The 17,590-nt window shown below is 49.4% G+C and carries 12 protein-coding genes and 2 pseudogenes; 11 read left to right on the forward strand and 3 right to left on the reverse strand.

Annotated features, from left to right (window positions below; translation table 11 throughout):
• Positions 1-203 precede the first annotated feature (203 nt).
• The 11 genes and pseudogenes from ACZ46I_RS06160 to ACZ46I_RS06210 all read left to right on the forward strand — a co-directional run bounded on the left by ACZ46I_RS06160 (position 204) and on the right by ACZ46I_RS06210 (position 14,230).
• Complete coding sequence (locus tag ACZ46I_RS06160) at positions 204-1,190, forward strand: DUF6602 domain-containing protein (RefSeq protein ID WP_464281781.1); 987 nt, start codon at positions 204-206, stop codon at positions 1,188-1,190.
• Between the two features lie 240 nt (positions 1,191-1,430).
• A pseudogene (locus tag ACZ46I_RS06165) lies at positions 1,431-2,261 on the forward strand (DNA methyltransferase); the annotation flags it as partial.
• A 106-nt stretch (positions 2,262-2,367) separates the two neighbouring features.
• A complete protein-coding gene (locus ACZ46I_RS06170; protein WP_464281596.1) occupies positions 2,368-3,582 on the forward strand; it encodes an ISL3 family transposase in 1,215 nt (404 codons plus the stop codon).
• A 174-nt stretch (positions 3,583-3,756) separates the two neighbouring features.
• Positions 3,757-5,025 (forward strand): annotated as a pseudogene (locus ACZ46I_RS06175) (DNA methyltransferase); the annotation flags it as partial.
• The gene (locus ACZ46I_RS06180; protein WP_464281782.1) at positions 5,025-7,703 is read left to right on the forward strand and encodes a DEAD/DEAH box helicase; all 2,679 of its coding nucleotides are present in this window, start codon (positions 5,025-5,027) and stop codon (positions 7,701-7,703) included. The pseudogene ACZ46I_RS06175 and the gene ACZ46I_RS06180, both read left to right, overlap by 1 nt.
• Before the next feature lie 395 nt (positions 7,704-8,098).
• Positions 8,099-8,632, forward strand: coding sequence for a VOC family protein (locus ACZ46I_RS06185; protein ID WP_464281783.1), 534 nt, complete (start codon positions 8,099-8,101; stop codon positions 8,630-8,632).
• 138 nt (positions 8,633-8,770) lie between these two features.
• Positions 8,771-9,013, forward strand: coding sequence for a DUF6868 family protein (locus ACZ46I_RS06190; RefSeq protein WP_464281784.1), 243 nt, complete (start codon positions 8,771-8,773; stop codon positions 9,011-9,013).
• Positions 9,014-9,100: 87 nt separating this feature from the next.
• Positions 9,101-9,724: a class I SAM-dependent methyltransferase gene (locus tag ACZ46I_RS06195; protein ID WP_464281785.1), complete on the forward strand. Its 624-nt coding sequence runs from the start codon at positions 9,101-9,103 to the stop codon at positions 9,722-9,724.
• Between the two features lie 150 nt (positions 9,725-9,874).
• A complete protein-coding gene (locus ACZ46I_RS06200) occupies positions 9,875-10,321 on the forward strand; it encodes a GNAT family N-acetyltransferase (protein ID WP_464281786.1) in 447 nt (148 codons plus the stop codon).
• 899 nt (positions 10,322-11,220) lie between these two features.
• Complete coding sequence (locus tag ACZ46I_RS06205; protein ID WP_464281787.1) at positions 11,221-13,452, forward strand: hypothetical protein; 2,232 nt, start codon at positions 11,221-11,223, stop codon at positions 13,450-13,452.
• A gap of 196 nt (positions 13,453-13,648) precedes the next feature.
• Entirely contained in the window at positions 13,649-14,230 is a 582-nt protein-coding gene (locus tag ACZ46I_RS06210) for a transglutaminase-like domain-containing protein (protein ID WP_464281788.1), read from the forward strand.
• Between the two features lie 28 nt (positions 14,231-14,258).
• On the opposite strand, the gene ACZ46I_RS06215 is transcribed toward ACZ46I_RS06210, so the two are convergent.
• The 3 genes from ACZ46I_RS06215 to ACZ46I_RS06225 all read right to left on the reverse strand — a co-directional run bounded on the left by ACZ46I_RS06215 (position 14,259) and on the right by ACZ46I_RS06225 (position 17,578).
• Positions 14,259-16,247: a methyl-accepting chemotaxis protein gene (locus ACZ46I_RS06215; protein WP_464281789.1), complete on the reverse strand. Its 1,989-nt coding sequence runs from the start codon at positions 16,245-16,247 to the stop codon at positions 14,259-14,261.
• A 308-nt stretch (positions 16,248-16,555) separates the two neighbouring features.
• Entirely contained in the window at positions 16,556-16,924 is a 369-nt protein-coding gene (locus ACZ46I_RS06220) for an ATP-binding cassette domain-containing protein (protein ID WP_464281790.1), read from the reverse strand.
• A 90-nt stretch (positions 16,925-17,014) separates the two neighbouring features.
• Positions 17,015-17,578 carry an FmdE family protein gene (locus ACZ46I_RS06225; RefSeq protein ID WP_464281791.1) on the reverse strand — a complete coding sequence of 188 codons (564 nt, stop codon included), beginning with the start codon at positions 17,576-17,578 and terminating at the stop codon, positions 17,015-17,017.
• Positions 17,579-17,590: the final 12 nt, after the last annotated feature.

Here is a 17,590-nt window from a genome sequence, read left to right on the forward strand (position 1 = left end):
TAAGCCGCGTCAGGGGTAAGGTGACGCATCTGCAATTTTCATGGAAGTTAACGGTTTTAATGTAACATTTTTGTGGTATTATGCAGACTGAATCGGCTGTCTGGGCAATGCAGCGCTTCAGGAGTACGGTTTTCGAGAAAGTACATAGCGTTACTTTTGACGCTTAATTATAACTAGGCAGACCCTTCGGACAAAGGAACATAATGAGACTTTACGACATAATTAAATCGGTAGCTAAAAAAACAAATATCGATTATGAAGAAATTACAAAATTAATAGATCACAGAGGAGAAAAGGGTACTGCAAGAGAAGATTTAATAAAAGAATTCCTCCTGCAATATCTTCCACAAAATTTTGGTATTGAGCGCGGATTGATAATAAATTCAAATTTGGAACAAAGCAATCAGCAGGATTTGTATATATATGATAAAAGTATAACACCAAGGTTTATAGATACGGAGCATGTAAAGGTTGTACCTGTTGAGTCCATAGTTAGCATTATTGAAGTCAAATCAGAATTAACAACTGAGGAGCTAAAAAGTGGTTTGGATAATATATGTCGAGTAAGATCGATGGAAAAGTCATTCATTGACGGTTCAATGTCAAGTTATTTTCCATTGGGCTACATATTGGCATTTAAATCACAAATAACATTAAATAAAATTAAAGAAGAATTGACTAAATATTCTGAAGCAAAAAGCCTAGAAAATTTCCCAACATTGATAGTTGTTCTTGATCGTGGCGTTGTTTCAATGACAGATAAAAACAATCCGATGAAATATCAATTATCACCCAATGATAATACTATCTTTGCAATCTCTGAAAACGAAGAGCAAGCTGATAACTTGATGATATTTTACCTGTTATGCTCATATAGTATAAGTATAAAAAGTCACCGTCTTGATGCACCAGATTTAGCTGCATACGCACAAAAATCAGGTTTTGCCAATCTATCAAGGAATTTCCATAGGGATCAATTTAAAGGTGTTACAATTGATTTTGAAGGAAATCCTATGTCAATTGATGGCATGTGTGCTGCGCAGGCATTTTGGAAGGAAGTTTGCGATAAAGGTGAACACATGAAACCAGAAAACTACATTAAGCTGTTGATCCTGCTGGCTGAAGCACTTCCTGATATGAAAAAAGATGTGGGATCAATTATTGATGCAATAAAAGGGAAAAATGCCTAGCAACCGCCTCAACTTGACAAATATTCATGGTTAAAAGTGAAGTTGAGTATATAGAATTCTTAGCCAGAGACGGGGGACTGCCAGCAATTCTGCACAAGTGGATGCCTTTTTGAATTACGCATTAACACCCTTTCAACGTTTTATTTTAGCGATTGATTGAATACATTTTAGCATGTCGCAATTATTTGCCTATGCAGCTTCTACTTGTCGACACAGATAATTTCACTTAAGGATTTACTCATGCTGAAATTAGCAGATCAGGAAAAACAGGAAATAATTCGCTATCTTGAAGCTGGCAAAGAATTGCCTGATAAGTACCGCTTTCTACTGTTCAAGGATAAGCGGGAAGTGGAGCTTGTCTGGAATGGGAAAACAAACGAAGTCTGCAATATTGTGCTGCCATTTCAGACCATTGAGCAGATTGACGAGCCTCGGGCTGAAAATCCGGAAGACACCAATCTGGATGCGCCACTGCTTTTTGATGAGCGCGGTCGCCAGCTACAGGGCTGGACCAACAAGCTCATCTGGGGCGACAACAAGCTGATCCTGTCATCGCTCAAGAACGGCCCGCTGCGCGAGGAGATTGAGAAACAGGGTGGCCTTAAGCTGATTTACATCGACCCGCCGTTCGATGTGGGCGCTGACTTTTCGATGGACATTGAAATAGGTGGAGACACATTCACTAAGAAGCCCAACATCCTCGAAGAGATTGCCTACCGCGACACCTGGGGTAAGGGCGCGGACTCTTTCATCTCCATGATTTACGAGCGGCTGGTGCTGATGCGGGATTTACTGGCAGAGGATGGGAGTATTTATGTGCATTGTGATTGGCGGGTGAATAGTCACATACGTCTTGTAATGGACGAGATTTTTGGTAAAGATAACTTAATCAATGAAGTAGTTTGGCAGCGAACAAATGCTCATAACATGAAATCGCAAGGATATGTTAGAGCAAATGATACTATATGGTTTTACACGAAATCTAACAAGTACTCGTTTAATGAGCAATATACGGACTATAGTGATGCTCAGCTAGGCCGGTACAAAGAAGATAAAGATGGCCGACTCTTTACTGGAAGAGATTTAACGGCTCTTCCGTATTGAGGATACATTGACAAAAAAGTGAGCATGGTGCCATTTATCGGGATTACAACCAAATAATTCCGGGAGAAGCACCATGCCCACCAGTGTTCTTTACCATGCCTACGGCCTTGCTGGCTACGATTACATCCGTACACAGTATCGCGGCAATACCATCAATTTCCATGTCCGGCCCCGTAAAAAGCTGATTCGCTGCCCTGCGTGCCTTGGCCGTTCTGTCATATTGCGAGGCAGTAGCATTCGTCGGTTACGAGGTTTGCCTTTGGGGATCAAGTCCACTTGGTTGCACGTCCACGTTCCACGCATCCAGTGCCTTCAGTGCGGTAGCGTCAGGCGGGTGAGTCTGAAAATAGCCTCTCCACGGTGTTCCTACACCCATGCATTTGCTCGGTATGTGGTCTCCCTTGCCCAAGCTATGAGCCTCATTGATGTAGCACGGCTTCTTGGTATAGGCTGGGACCTGGTCAAGTCCATTTTCAAGCGGTATCTGCATCATCACTATAGTAGCCCTTCACTTGCTGGGCTTGAGTATATCGCCATTGATGAGAAATACACCGGACGCAAACATGGCTTCATTACTCTCGTCATTGACCTTGGTTCAGCCAGGGTCGTATACGTTGGAGCAGGCAAACAGGCAGAAGCGCTTGATGGTTTCTGGAAACGCCTTGGTCGTCGCAAGTCATCTATCAAAGCCGTTGCTGCTGACATGAGTCCGGCTTACCGGTCGGCAGTGCTCGAACACCTTCCATCTGCTGCGTTGGTGTTTGATCGTTTCCATGTCGTCAAGCTTATGAATGAACGCCTTACCGATATTCGCCGCGAGCTGTACCATGAGCTCACAAGTCAGCATGACAGGAGCATTCTCAAAGGCACTCGCTGGATGCTTCTCAAAAATCCGCAGAGCATTGGCGAGCAAACCAGCGATCATGAACGCCTTGAACTTGCCCTGCAGGCCAATCGACCATTGGCGGTTGCCTACTATATGAAAGAAGATCTCCGCCAGATATGGCAACAAACTGACAAGGTAGCTGCCACGGTATTCCTCGATGACTGGATCAACAGGGCTCAGGCATCAGCCATCAAAGGGTTGAAGAAAATGGCCAAAACGCTGGAGAAGCACCGAGAGGGAATCCTGAACTGGTATGATCACCCCATATCAACAGGACCACTTGAGGGGATCAACAACAAAATTGATACCCTCAAAAGGCAAGCCTATGGATACAGAGATATGGAATTCTTCGAGCTCAGAATAAAGGCCCTCCATAATTCAAAGTACGCTTTAACCGGATGAACCGATTTAACGTTTTCTGGTAGAAATCCAGACCGACAATTCGAGTGGCGAGGAACAAAACCGCCAGATAACAGATCGTGGGGGGCGACCTTGGACCAGCTTGAAGCGTGGTGGGATGAAGGGAAAATTCTTCTCAAACGCAATGGAGCGCCGCGGCTGGATGGCCTAAAGACATATTTGGATGAAACCAAAGGCGGGAAACGTTTAACTACGAACTGGAACGATATTGGAAGAGTTGCTAATACGTCCAATGAACGAATTGATTACCCAACCCAGAAGCCTGAAGACTTGCTTGAACGTATCATTAAAGCCTCTTCCAATGAAGGGGACTTGGTAGCTGATTTCTTCTGCGGTTCCGGCACCACTGCCGCCGTGGCCGAGAAGTTGGGGCGCAAGTGGATCGCCTCTGACCTCGGCAAGTTCGCAATCCACACCACCCGCAAGCGCATGATCGGCGTGCAGCGTCAATTAAAAGAAAATGGCAAGGACTACCGTGCCTTTGAAATCCTCAATTTGGGCAAATATGAACGGCAGCACTATATTGGTGTCAATCCAGATCTGCGTGAGGAGCAGAAGCAGCAGCAGTTAGCAGAGAAGGAAACAGCCTTCCTCAACCTCATTCTGCGCGCCTATCAAGCGGAAAAAGTGGTGGGCTTCACTACTTTTTATGGCAAGCGAGCTGGGCGGTTAGTGGCGGTGGGGCCAGTGAACATGCCTGTGACTCGACTACTTGTGGAAGAAATCATTCTGGAGTGCCGCAAAAAGCATATAACAAAAGTGGACGTACTCGGTTTCGAGTTCGAGATGGGCCTATTCCCCAACATACTGGACGAGGCACGCGGCAAAGGCATCGACATCGCACCCAAGTACATCCCTGCTGAGGTGTTCGACAAGAGGGCAGTGGAGAAGAATCAGGTTGTGTTCCATGATGTCTCCTTCATTGAGGTTAAACCTCATGTGAAGAAGAATACAGTGGCGGTGGAGCTGACCGACTTTTCGGTGTTCTATTCCCAGGATTCCATCGCCAACGCCGAAGCCGCCCTGGCTGCAAACAAACGCGCAGGCAGCAAGATTGTGGTGGAAAAGGGCCAGATCGTAAAGGTGAGCAAGGACAGTCAAGGCATCGTCACCCGCGAACAACTCACCCAGCACTGGACCGACTGGATCGACTACTGGTCGGTGGACTTTGACTTCGAGAGTAAGCGCGAGATCGTGCGCATCCAAAACGCGGAAACCGGTGAGACCGAGGAGCAGTGGACCGGCGATTACGTGTTCGAGAACGAATGGCAGAGTTTCCGAACCAAGAAGGATCGCTCCTTGGAGTTGACGAGCGTGGCCCACGAATGTACACCGGGGCGACGCAAGATAGCGGTGAAGGTGGTGGACATCTTCGGTAACGACACCATGACTATTGTGGAAGTGAACGTGGGAGGGAAGAAGTAATGGCGCTGCACCCTGACTTCCCAGAATCTCCGCACGCGATTCTCGATCCGGAAATACGCTGGTTTCCGGCAGATGAAGCCTTGCGTGAAACCAGCATGGAAAAGCTGATGCCGCCGTTGGTAGCGACGCTGCGCAAGAAGGTTAAGGAATTCCGTGACGGTGGCTATGTGGGCGCGTGCGACACCAGTAAGAGCCTGCTTAACTGGTGGTTCAAGGAACCGCACTTGCAAGCGCTGGCCGATGGCACAAACGCACAGTTTCAATACTTCTTCGCCCAGCGTGAGGCGCTGGAGACCATCATCTACTTGTATGACGTGCTGGGCGCAAAGGACAAGTTTGACCTGATGCGTTTCGACAGCAGCGGCGCGGTTTCGGCGCAGATGTTTGACGAAACTTGGCGGCGCTACGTGATCAAGATGGCCACGGGCAGCGGCAAGACCAAGGTTATGAGCCTGGCGCTGGCGTGGAGCTTTTTCCACAAGCTATATGAGCCGGATTCCAAGCTGGCGCGCAATTTCCTGGTCATCACCCCCAATATCATCGTGCTGGATCGCATCTATCATGATTTTCGGGGTTTACGAATTTTCTTTAAAGACCCAGTGTTGCCCGACAACGGTTTCGAAGGCCGCAACTGGCGGGATGATTTTCAACTGACGCTGCATAAGCAAGACGAGGTGAATGTAACCCATCCGGTCGGCAATATCTTTCTGACCAATATCCACCGCGTTTATACGGGCGAGGATATTCCGCTTTCGCCGGATGATGAAGACACCATGGATTATTTTCTGGGCAAACGACCTAGCGGCGCGACCACGGATTCCAAGGTCGATCTGGGCATGATTGTTCGCGATATTGATGAGCTGATGGTGCTCAACGACGAGGCACACCATATTCACGATTCCAGGCTGGCATGGTTCCAGTCAATCCAGGATATTCATAACCGGCTTCTGCAAAGAGGTGAGGCGCTCAGTCTGCAACTGGATGTAACCGCAACGCCCAAGCACAACAATGGCGCGATCTTTGTGCAGACAGTGACGGACTATCCGTTGGTGGAGGCGATTTCGCAGAATGTGGTTAAGCATCCCGTGTTGCCCGATGCTGCCAGCCGCGCCAAACTATCAGAACGCCAAAGCGCGAAGTATACCGAGAAATACGCCGACTATATCGACCTGGGTGTGATCGAATGGCGCAAGGCTTATGAGGAGCATCAGAAGCTTGGAAAAAAGGCCATACTTTTTGTTATGACAGACGACACCAAGAACTGTGATGACGTGGCCGAATACCTGGAAGGGCTTTACCCAGACCTTAAAGATGCTGTGCTGGTAATCCATACGAAGAACAATGGTGAAATATCTGAAGCGGCATCGGGTAAGGCTAAAGAAGAGCTGGAGAAGCTACGTCAGCAATCAAACGAAATTGATTCACCTGAAAGCCCCTACAAAGCGATTGTATCAGTATTGATGCTTAAGGAAGGTTGGGATGTGCGCAATGTCACCACTATTGTCGGGCTGCGCGCTTATTCAGCCAAAAGCAATATCCTACCCGAGCAGACCTTGGGACGAGGATTGCGAAAGATGTATCCGGGAAATATAAAAGAATACGTGAGTATCGTTGGAACAGATGCCTTTATGGATTTTGTCGAATCAATTCAGGCGGAAGGCGTAACACTTGAACGTACTGCCATGGGTAAGGGTACAAAGCCCAAAGCACCACTAGTTGTGGAAATTGATAATGACAACGAAAACAAAAATATTGAAGCCCTGGATATTGAAATACCGGTGCTATCGCCGCGTGTCTATCGTGAGTATAAAAACCTGGATGATCTGGATACTGGAGTTATAACATTCCAGCCTGTGATTTATGAGACCTTCAGCGAGGAGGAGCAGCGCGAGATTGTGTTCAAGGACATTACCACTGGCGAGGTGACGCATACCACGATTCTGGATACCGCTGGAGTGGCAGACTATCGCAGTGTGATTGGCTATTTTACCCAGACCGTGATGAAAGAGCTGCGTCTCGTGAGTGGCTATAACGTACTTTACGGCAAAATCAAGGCGTTTATTCAGGATACGCTGTTCAACCAGGTGGTTGATCTGGAATCACCTAACACGCTGCGCAATCTGTCCGAACTGGTGGCGACCAAAACAGTGATCGAGACTTTCAAAAAAGCAATCAATGACCTGACCGTGCGGGCTAAGGGTGGTGCGGAGATACGGGATACCATCAAGCTGCGTCAGACTCGACCCTTTGTGGTGAAGGACCAGGGCTATCTGATGCCGAAAAAGAGCGTGTTCAATCGTGTGATTGGTGACAGTCATTTTGAGCTGCAATTTGCCAATTTTCTTGAGAATTGCAGCGATGTAGTATCTTACGCGAAGAACTATCTGGCGGTGCACTTTAAGTTGGATTATGTGAATCGAGACGGTGACATAGCGAACTACTACCCTGATTTTTTTGTGAAACTGTCCGATCGCAGTATTGTGGTGGTTGAGACCAAAGGGCAGGAAGACCTGGATGTACCCCTGAAAACCGCGCGGTTGCGCCAATGGTGCGAAGATATCAACGCCGCCCAATCCAATGTCCAATATGATTTTGTGTACGTGGATCAGGAGGGTTTTGAAAAGTACAAACCGAAGAGATTTAGCGATGTCCTTGATGGTTTTCGAGAATATAAATAGTCTGATCATCTATAGTTAACTGTCGATTTTAGCATATAGAGAACGCCAAGTGCGCTGGGATAAGCTGGCAAGAGATCAAGAGGTGAAATTCCCTATCCGGTAAAGCTTAGTGAGTCGCCGCAGCTCTTGGTTATAACTAGTCGTGAGTCCCGTTGATAAGCGTTGTCAGGGGTGTAAGCTTAGCTGATAAATAGCTGGAAGGAATGGGATCTCTGGGATTTGAACAAAAAAAAGCCGACGCGTACACAAACGTGAAGAGGCGCCGGGCGTATTAAATATACACTACTTGTTGAAAAGCATGTTGTCAATACGTGAGCCACAATCAAAAAGAAGCCCCCTTTGTTCGAGCAGCATTCCGCTCTGCACGATCTTGATGAACACGTGGAGGACAGGTCATGAAGAGGATCACGCCATGTCTTGCATTCGGTCATAACGCCAGCGAAGCTGTTGAATTCTACGTTGCGCTTTTCGACGCTGTATTTGGGAATTCGGAGATAAGACGCGTTACTCGCTTTGACGAAAGGGAATTAGAGGAACTTCGGAACGTTCCTGAAATGAGTGATGACATCATGCCAAGCGCTGGCGTGAAGACGATCCGATTCGCGCTCGCAGGTCAGGAGTTTCTTGCTGTTAATGGCGGCGGGTACTTTGGGAAATTCCATGAAAGTATGTCGCTCTATGTCTCCTGCGAAACACAGGAGGAGATTGACAGGTTGTGGAGCAAACTTTCCGAAAACTGCATTGAACAGCAGCCTTGCGGTTGGATAAAAGACCGATTTGGCGTTTCATGGCAGGTTGTGCCGTCTTTTGTCTGGGAGATAGACGAAGGAGAAGACCGGGCAAAAGCTGAGCGAATGAACATTGCAATGTTTTCCATGAAGAAGATCGATATGGCCAAGTTGCGAGAGGTATGCGAGCAGGGCGCATGATGAGATGGATAACCAGCAATGTCGATCTCATGCTCGAAGCCGAACAGTAATGGTATGCGCATAGGCTGGAACTGCGCTGTGCTTCATCCCCGCCGGTGATGCCCGGCGTCGGATGCGGAAAGGTGAAGGTGGAACATCATGGACATTCAGGTGCTGACGAAGTTTTTCATGTGGTGCACGATCTTGAATATGGGGTTGCTGTTTTTTCTATTCCTGATTTTGGCATTTGCCCGTGACTTTGTGTACAAGATGCACGGCGAATGTTTTCCCATGCCGCAGGAGACGTTCAACGTGGTGTTCTACTCGTTCATGGGCATGTACAAGATCATCGTTCTTGTTTTCAACGTAATACCGTGGGCTGCGCTGGCGATTCTCGGGTAAAGAATCGCATTCATCAGACAGGCTCAGGCGACGCGGGCAACCCGCGCACCTGACTGACCTGCGCCGGCTCTTGCAAAGGAGTTCTTCTTGGGACGGTTTGGCGACGATCCTCATGTTTTCTTCAGTCAGGTGTACTCCGATGTCGCCCCGTGGGAGGTGGGCGGGCCGCAACCGGATATGGCTCGCATCCTTGACGAGTACCCACCCGCTGACCCCGTACTCGACCTTGGTTCGGCCACTGGCGATCTCGCTATCAGCCTCGCAATGCAGGGTCATGAAGTTGTTGGCCTCGAATTTGTGAAGTCCGCCGTCGACCAGGCGCGCGACAAAGCGGCTGCGCTTCCGCCGGAAGTCCGCGGCCGCCTGCGCTTTGAGGTTGGCGATGCCACTCGCCCTTCAGCACTGGGGGTGAAGTTCGGTTCGGTTCTCGATTCGGGATTCATCCACCTCCTCGACTCCGAAGAGACCGACCGCTTTGTCACGGATCTCTTTGAGGCTATCACGCCCGGAGGTCGGTACTACCTCCACGAATTTGCCATTGAGTACCCGATCGACAACGTCCCGCGGGCGATCACCGAGGAGGAGATTCACGCCCGCTTCAACCAGGCTTCCGGGTGGCGTGTCATCACAGTGAAGGAGGCCGTGTTTCACAATCGTGTCGCACTGCCGACGCCGGCCATTGTGGCTTGTATTGAGAGGCTCGCGGACTGAGGCTGTGGTGTGTGCGGCTTCAGCGCCATTGGGTTACAGCAGGAGCAGGTGTCTGACACCCACACTGAACCCGACGGCATGCGCTTGCGCAGCAGCGCATATTTGTGCACTCGTTTTGTCATTGCCAGACACTGCAAGAGGTGATTCAAAATGCTGATTGAAAGGGCCACAGCGGCTGACATCCCCGCACTGAGCGATTTGCTGTCAATACTGTTTTCGCAGGAGGCAGAGTTCACTCCAAACCCGGAGGCGCAGCAGCGGGGGCTGGCTCAGATTATTGGCGATCCGGGGATTGGCGCAGTGTTCGTGGCAAAACACGGTGAACAGGTCATTGGTATGGTGAATCTGCTTTTCACTGTATCCACCGCACTGGGTGAGCGGGTTGCCCTGCTGGAAGACATGGTTGTTTCCCCTGCTGTCCGAGGCATGGGGGTGGGCACGAAGCTTCTTGCCGAAGCAATTTCGCACTCGCGGGCGCAAGGCTGCAAGCGCATTACCCTGCTCACTGATCAAAGCAATGTATCAGCCCGGAAGTTCTATGAAAATCAGGGCTTTGTGCTGTCGGATATGGTGCCGATGCGCCTGATACTGGAATAAAACGAGAGAACTTTGATAAGAAACACGGGGTTGAGTATCTGCGCGGGTTGTGGGGCATCAAGCGTACTTCCCGTACATTGCAGTGACGGGCGATTACAGGGCAACTCCGCAGATGAGATTTTCAACGGACTGTAAGGGGGGTATCCGCAGATGGGGAAGTTGGAAGAGTTGAACCACGGAAAACACGGAGGCCACGGAAAAAGAGGGGAAGATTTGCCTCTCGCAAAGCCGCCAGGCTCGCCAAGGAAAGGCAGGAGGAGTTTGACCACGAATGGACGCCAATAAACGCGAATGGATGTAGGGCGGATAAGCGAATGCGCATCCGCCATTCCCCTCCATTGGAGGGGTGGCGCGAAGCGACGGGGTGGTCGTCTTGCAAAGCGGGTGGCCCTGTATTTTTTGCCACAGACAAAGGCAGGAAAGGAAAACCAGACAAAAGCCATGCCTTACCTGTACGACTTTCAGTAATTGGCTTTATCTGCGTAAATCAGCGTAATCAGCGGACGTGTTTTCTCTGCAGATTTCCGCAAGTGACTCAGCAGCCTGTTATGGCTCATGAAATCGATCGGAACCCAGAGCATCTTAACAAGCCGCTTCAGATGTAAAGTTACGCATCTGTCATTTTTGTATTGACTAACGGTATTCCTGTGACTTTGATTGTGGTATTGTGCAGACTGAATCGACTGACTGGGCAATGCAGCGCTTCAAGAGTGCGGCTTTGTAAATTGCATATTTGACGAAGAAACTGGTTCGGATAATAACCTGACAGAAAAGGTACCCTTTATGAAAGAGCTACAGAGTGCATTTCCTGGCGGGAATTTTTATTCGTTACTTTGTACGGTTATTGAGAAAGTACATAGTGCAGTGAACTTTATAGCATAGAAAGTTGGTGTATAATGATGAACAATTGGGAAGAGTTAGAGTATAGTGTAAAAAAATATGCCGAATATATTTGGGATAGAACTGCAGCTCCAGAGCGCATCGAAGGGGTTAATTTTGACTGCGTGTTACACATTCATGATAATGAGATTGTAATTATTGAAGTAACGAAAAATAACTCACTCCAAAAAATACGAGAAGATATAACAAAAATTGAAACTATCGCAATATCATTAATTAGAAAGTTTACGATACTAAAGCCATTTATCGTGTGTGATTTCACGCCAACTCCTGGCATGAGAGATGCTGGTAGGGAGAAACGCATATCTGTCTTGTCATTTAACGAATTTCAAAGATTATATTTTGATTTCCCTTCATATAAAACCCTACGAGATAAACAACAATTTGGCAGTGCAATTGATCCCATATCAGGTGAAAAAGACAACTCCGAATATATTCCTGTAAAGTACATTCTTAAAGATAAAAATACAGAATTATCTGTACAGGAAATCGCAAACCTGATCAAAGCAGGGAATAAAATAATATTAACTGGTGACTATGGCACTGGGAAAAGTCGTTGCTTCGCTGAGCTATTCAAAATATTAGCTGATGATTATTTAAAATGCAAATTAATACCAATAGCCATAGACCTAAAGGATACTTGGGGTCTTGTTTCTGCAGTTGAAATTATTAGAAGGCATTTTAGTCACTTAGGCATTAACGAGAGCAAAATTAATAATATTATAAAATCTTTTCAAAGCGATGGAGTCTGCTTCCTTCTTGATGGCTTTGATGAGGTCGGGTCGAAACCTTGGAGTGAAGACAAGGAAAGCATGCAAATGGTAAGAAGATTTGCATTGCAGGGTGTTTATGACTTAATAAAAAAAACAAATGCTGGAGTCATCGTCTCTGGAAGAGAGCATTATTTTAACAGCAATAAAGAGATGTATTCTGCCCTAGGCTTATCGGAAAACAATGCCATGTTAATTCATTGCAAAGAAGAATTCAGCTATGATGAATTTCAATATTTCCTTGACATTAACAATATTGATGTAGAATTCCCCTCATGGATACCAAAAAAGCCTCTAATCTTAAAAACTTTTTCATCAATGGACGCTAAAGATATAGAGGAAATTTTTGAAGAAAATGACATTAAGTTATGGTTTAAGTTTATTAAGCATATGTGTGATCGGGATTCCCGTATACATCCAGTGCTTGATGGCTCAACTGTTAGGCAGGTGCTCCAAGTTTTAGCGAATTTATCCAGGGAAAAGTCTTCCAGCGTAGGTCCAATTAGCGAAAAAGAAGTATTTGATGCCTTTTATGAAGTAACAAGAACCTATCCCAATGAACAAGCAACAATTATGTTACAACGGCTACCAGGTCTTGGGAGGGTAAGTAGAGAGTCAGGTGAAAGGAATTTTATTGATGAATTTATATTAGATGGACTTAGAGCTTTAGAGCTCCATGATCAACTAATATCAAATTCGCAAAAAAGCTATATGTCCAATTGGCTTCATCCTTTAAAGCATATTGGAACGCGAGTCCTCGCATATAAGATTAATGAAAACAATACCCTTGATATATTTGTCGATCTCTCTAAAGGACTTCTAAGAAAAGAAATAAGAAATAAAGCACTTGTATCAGATATAATTTCCTCCCTAAGTATGTCAAACACAAAAACTATCAACTATAACAATGTAGTTTTTGATGAACCACATTTTGGAATTTTAGATTTCAGAAATTTTAACATTGAGAACCTAGAGCTATCTAATGGAATTATAGAAGAAGTTCACATGGGGAAAAGTGATCCGACTGGAATACTAATAAAAAACTGTGACATATCAAAGATTTATGGCATTTCATCTAAGACAGGTTTGCCAGAATGGATTGTTAATCCACATATTGATCAGTTTGAATTAGTTGATACGCTTGGATCCATTAAAAAATCAGGACTCTCAAAGTCTCAAACAATCCTAGTGTCCATTTTAATTAAAGTCTACAGGCAATATGGTAGAGGAAGGCTTGAGCATACGCTAACAAAAGGCCTATCTCAAGTGGATAAAACTATGCTGAATAGAGTTTTAAAAGTTTTAGTTCAACATGGATTTATCGAATTAAGTAAAGATAGAAAGAAGAACGAAACTATTTATAAGCCTGTAAACAAGCTAAGAAACAGGGTTGAATCTATGCTATCTGAACTTGATACTTCAAACGATGATTTGTGGACAACTGTTTCCGCTCTTAAATAAAAGGCTGCACCGGAGCGCAATAAGCTGCGTCGGGCGAACATTTTTCAGCTTATTATACAAGCAGGCAATTGAAAAATGCTCAGGTGCAAGGCGCTCGCGGAGTACGGAATGAAGCGTACTCTTCGTACGTTGCAGTGACGTGCTACTGCGAACAACACCGCAGATGAGGGTTTTGCAGCAGCCTGAAGGAGTTCCCATGCAGTCCTACCTCGCCGCTACGAATATCATCGACTGGAATCACCCCGATGTTCTCGCCCGCGCCCGTGGGCTTGCTGCTGGTGCGGATTCGGTTCATGCTGTGGCGAAGCGGTGCTTCCAGTGGGTTCGGGATGAGATCAGGCATTCGCGGGATTATCAGCTGCAGGAGGTGACCTGCACGGCTTCGGAGGTGCTGCGTGTCGGCAGTGGTTATTGCTATGCCAAGAGTCATCTGCTTGCGGCGCTGTTGCGGGCCAATGGAATTGCGGCGGGTTTGTGCTATCAGCGTTTAAGTCGCGATGATAACGGAGCGCCTTTTTGCCTGCATGGGCTGAATGCGGTTTTCCTGCCCGATGTTGGCTGGTATCGCGTGGATGCCCGGGGCAACCGGGAGGGTGTCAATGCGCAGTTTACGCCTCCGGTGGAGCAGCTGGCCTATGCGATTCGGCTGCCGGGGGAGGTGGATTTTCCGGATATCCTGCCTGAGCCGTTGCCGGTGGTGGTGGAGGCCCTCCGGTCTTTCAGGACGGCTGATGAGTTGTGGGCTCATTTGCCAGATGTGAAAAAGCCCGTGACCTGAGTTGGTCACGGGCTTTTGATTTCAGGGGTTATCGTGAATTGGTGGCGGCGGCTATCTGGGCGATGGTGGTTTCCTGCAGTTTGAACTGCATGACGGTGCTGCGCAGCTCTTCGGCAACTTTGCTGAGCTGGGTGGAGGAGTTGGAGATTTCCACCAGTTCGCGGGCGCTGCTGTCGGCGATGGCGTTGATGCGTTCCACGTTCCGGGCGATTTCATTGGTGGTGGCGGCTTGTTCTTCGGCTGCCGAGGCGATCTGGGTGATCATGCCCGTGGTGGTGGTGACGTTGCCCATAATCTGGTTGATGGATTCGCCGGCCTGGTCGGCGGACTGGGCGCCCACTTCCACGCGGTCCACATCGGCGGCGACTTTGTCGACGGCATCCTTGGACTGTGCCTGAAACTTGCTGACCATTTCGGATATTTCCCTGGTGGCGGCCTGGGTGCGTTCGGCCAGTTTGCGGACTTCATCGGCAACTACGGCGAATCCGCGGCCGGAGTCGCCGGCGCGGGCGGCTTCAATGGCGGCGTTGAGGGCGAGCAGGTTGGTCTGGTCGGCGATATCGTTGATCACATTGACGATTTCTCCGATGCGCAGGGAGGAGTCGCCAAGTTCCTGGATGACTTCCATGGAGGCTTTGGCGCCGTCGGCGATCTTCAGCATATTCTCCACGGTGGCCATGACGGACTGCTGGCTTTCACCTGCGCCGCGCTGCATTTCCTGGGCCCGCTCGGCGGTGTCGGTGGCGTTGGCGGCGATCTGGCTGATGGTCTGGTTCATCTGTTCGATGGCGGCGGCCAGCTCTCCGGTTTTGGCGCTTTGCTCGTCGATGCCTTCGGAGATGACGGAGACGGTGCTGGAAAGCTCTGAGCTGGAAGAGGCCACATGGTGGGAGAGGTCGTCGATGTCGAGCATGATGCGTCTGATGCGCTGAATAAAGAGGTTAAAGAGGTGGGCCAGGGTTCCCAGCTCATCGCGGCGGCTTTCATCCAGTTGCTGGGTCAGGTCGGCATCGCCTTCGGCGATGTCGCGCAGGCGGTAGATCAGGGCGTCAATGGGGCGCAGCAGTGCCCGGAGCAGGAAGACGATGATCAACGCGCCGGCGATAAGGGCCATCACGGCAATGGTGATCTGGGAGCCCAGCAGGCTTATGACGGGTGCGTAGACTTCGCTGCGGTCGATGGCCACCATGACGAACCAGTCCATGCTTTCCAGGGCGGAGTAGGCCAGCAGTTTTTCACGGCCATTTTCCCGGAAGCTGGCAATGCCCTGTGAGGCTTGCTGCATGTCAGCAATGGTGCGGCTGAGGGAGGGGTCGATGTCGGAGAGTTTTTTCTGCAGGACCAGGTCGCCCTGGTGGTGGGCCAGAATGGTTCCGTCCTTGTGTACCAGGAAGAAGTAGCCGCTTTCGCCGATGGTGCGCGAAAGCACGCTCTGGACGATGGTGTCCATCCATACGTTGGAACTGAGGACGCCACGGAACTGGCCGTGGGCTGTCACGGGGTGCATAAAGGAGAGAATCAGCCCGGCGTCGCGGGTGGCGGTTCGGTAGGGCAGTGTCTGGGAGGCGCCACTGGAGCGCTTGCCTTGCTCATACCAGGGGCGGACGCGGGGGTCGAAGTCGGCGGGCAGATCCAGGTGGCGGGAGGGGTAGAAGCCTCCGTCGGCTTCGGCACCGAAGTAGACGACATCGAAGCCACCCACATTGGCTGTCAGGCCCATGTCACCGATGATTTCCGCCGCGGCCATGGTTCCCGCGCTGCGGTGGTGGGCGAGATCTGCCATATAGGCGTCCCAGTTGGCGCTGAGTTCTTTAGCCATGATGGTGATGCCGTTTTTACGGCTCAGGGACCATTCATCCACCATGGCTGCCAGTTCACGCGACTGGGCCAGCTGGAACTCCTCGGCGCTGTGGCCGAAGGTGGAGCGGGTGGAGAGGTAGGCGTTGCCCACAAGCAGGGCCAGGGTTACCAGGAAAATAGAGAGCATGGAAATGTACATTTTCGTTTTCAGGTTCATGGGTCACCTCAGGAGTACGTTTATCGGTTATCTCTACGAAAAACAAATACAGACGAAGTGGCGCGGAAACGAAAAGTATGAGTGTATTCCCTTGCGGTATACATGTGCTCTGGTGAAGGATGGACAATGCTGTGGGGTTGGTTGAAAAGATGAATCGGGACTTGTCTTATTGCGAACGTGACCAATTATACCAAAAAAATATGGATAACTGTCAAGAAAACAAATCCTTTGGGTCCGACCGGTAAAATCTCTACCCTGAGATGATATATGCCAAGCCCGAACTGTCTGGTGTCGTCGGCAGGATATGGTCATGGACGTCGTGGGGATGGCGGTGGCTTGCCCGATGATAGCGGGAGGCGCGGTACCACAAAGGGGATGCCGCGGTGGTCGATGATTTCAGACTCTATGCCGTAAACCTGCTGAATCAGCTCTTCGGTTATCACTTCCAGGCCACCGTACGCCAGCACCCTTCCCCGGGAGAGAAAGAAAAACCTGTCCGAGTAGTGGATGGCCAGGTTGATGTCGTGCATGGTCATGATGGTGCAGATGCCCCTGGAGTGCACCAGCTCCTCCACCAGGTGCATGGTGTTGTGCTGGTTGGTCATGTCGAGGTTGTTGGAGGGCTCATCCAGAACGAGTACCTGGGGCTCCTGGACAATGGCCCGCGCGATCTGCACCTTCTGAAATTCGCCACCGCTGATCTGGCCGAGGTGGCGCAGGGTACGTGAGCAGGCGTGATGGCACAGCGAGCAACGGGGGCAGATGGGTTACAGCACTTTCTGTTCCACCTGGCGGAAACAGGGAATGCACAGGGTGCGTCCTCCAAAGCGGCGGGTGCGCGACTCCATGGTTTTTTCACCGCAGTGTTCGCAGACCAGGCTTTCCAGAATCACTGCCGGGCGGGGTGCTGGGGTCGGGATCTCTTCTACGCGGAAGAGTGCTTCCAGGGGAGTCTCCATGATGGCGCGGCAGAGGGCTTCGCGCTTTTCCTGTTCGTGGGGGGCGGGCTTTTTCATGGCGGCAAATTCGGCGGGCGGCTGATAGAGGGCGCGCAGGGCCTGATTCGTGTCGGCGCGGTAGAAGCGAAAGGCCATCTTGCCGTGATCCAGGTGGATGAGGTTGCCCTTGCCGAAGGTGCAGCCGGTGAGGAACTGGATGGCGTCGACGCCGCACATGTCTGTCTCCACCACGGCGGTAACGGGTGCCTGGCGATTGTGCCCAACGCGCGCAAGGCACAGTTCGGCGGCGCGGATGCCGATGGTGAGTCCGGGGCAGTGGTGGCCGTGAAAGTCGATGGTGGCCTGAATCTGTTCGGGGGAGATGCTTGTCATATGGAGTTCCTT

Source organism: Desulfurispirillum alkaliphilum (assembly GCF_055378285.1).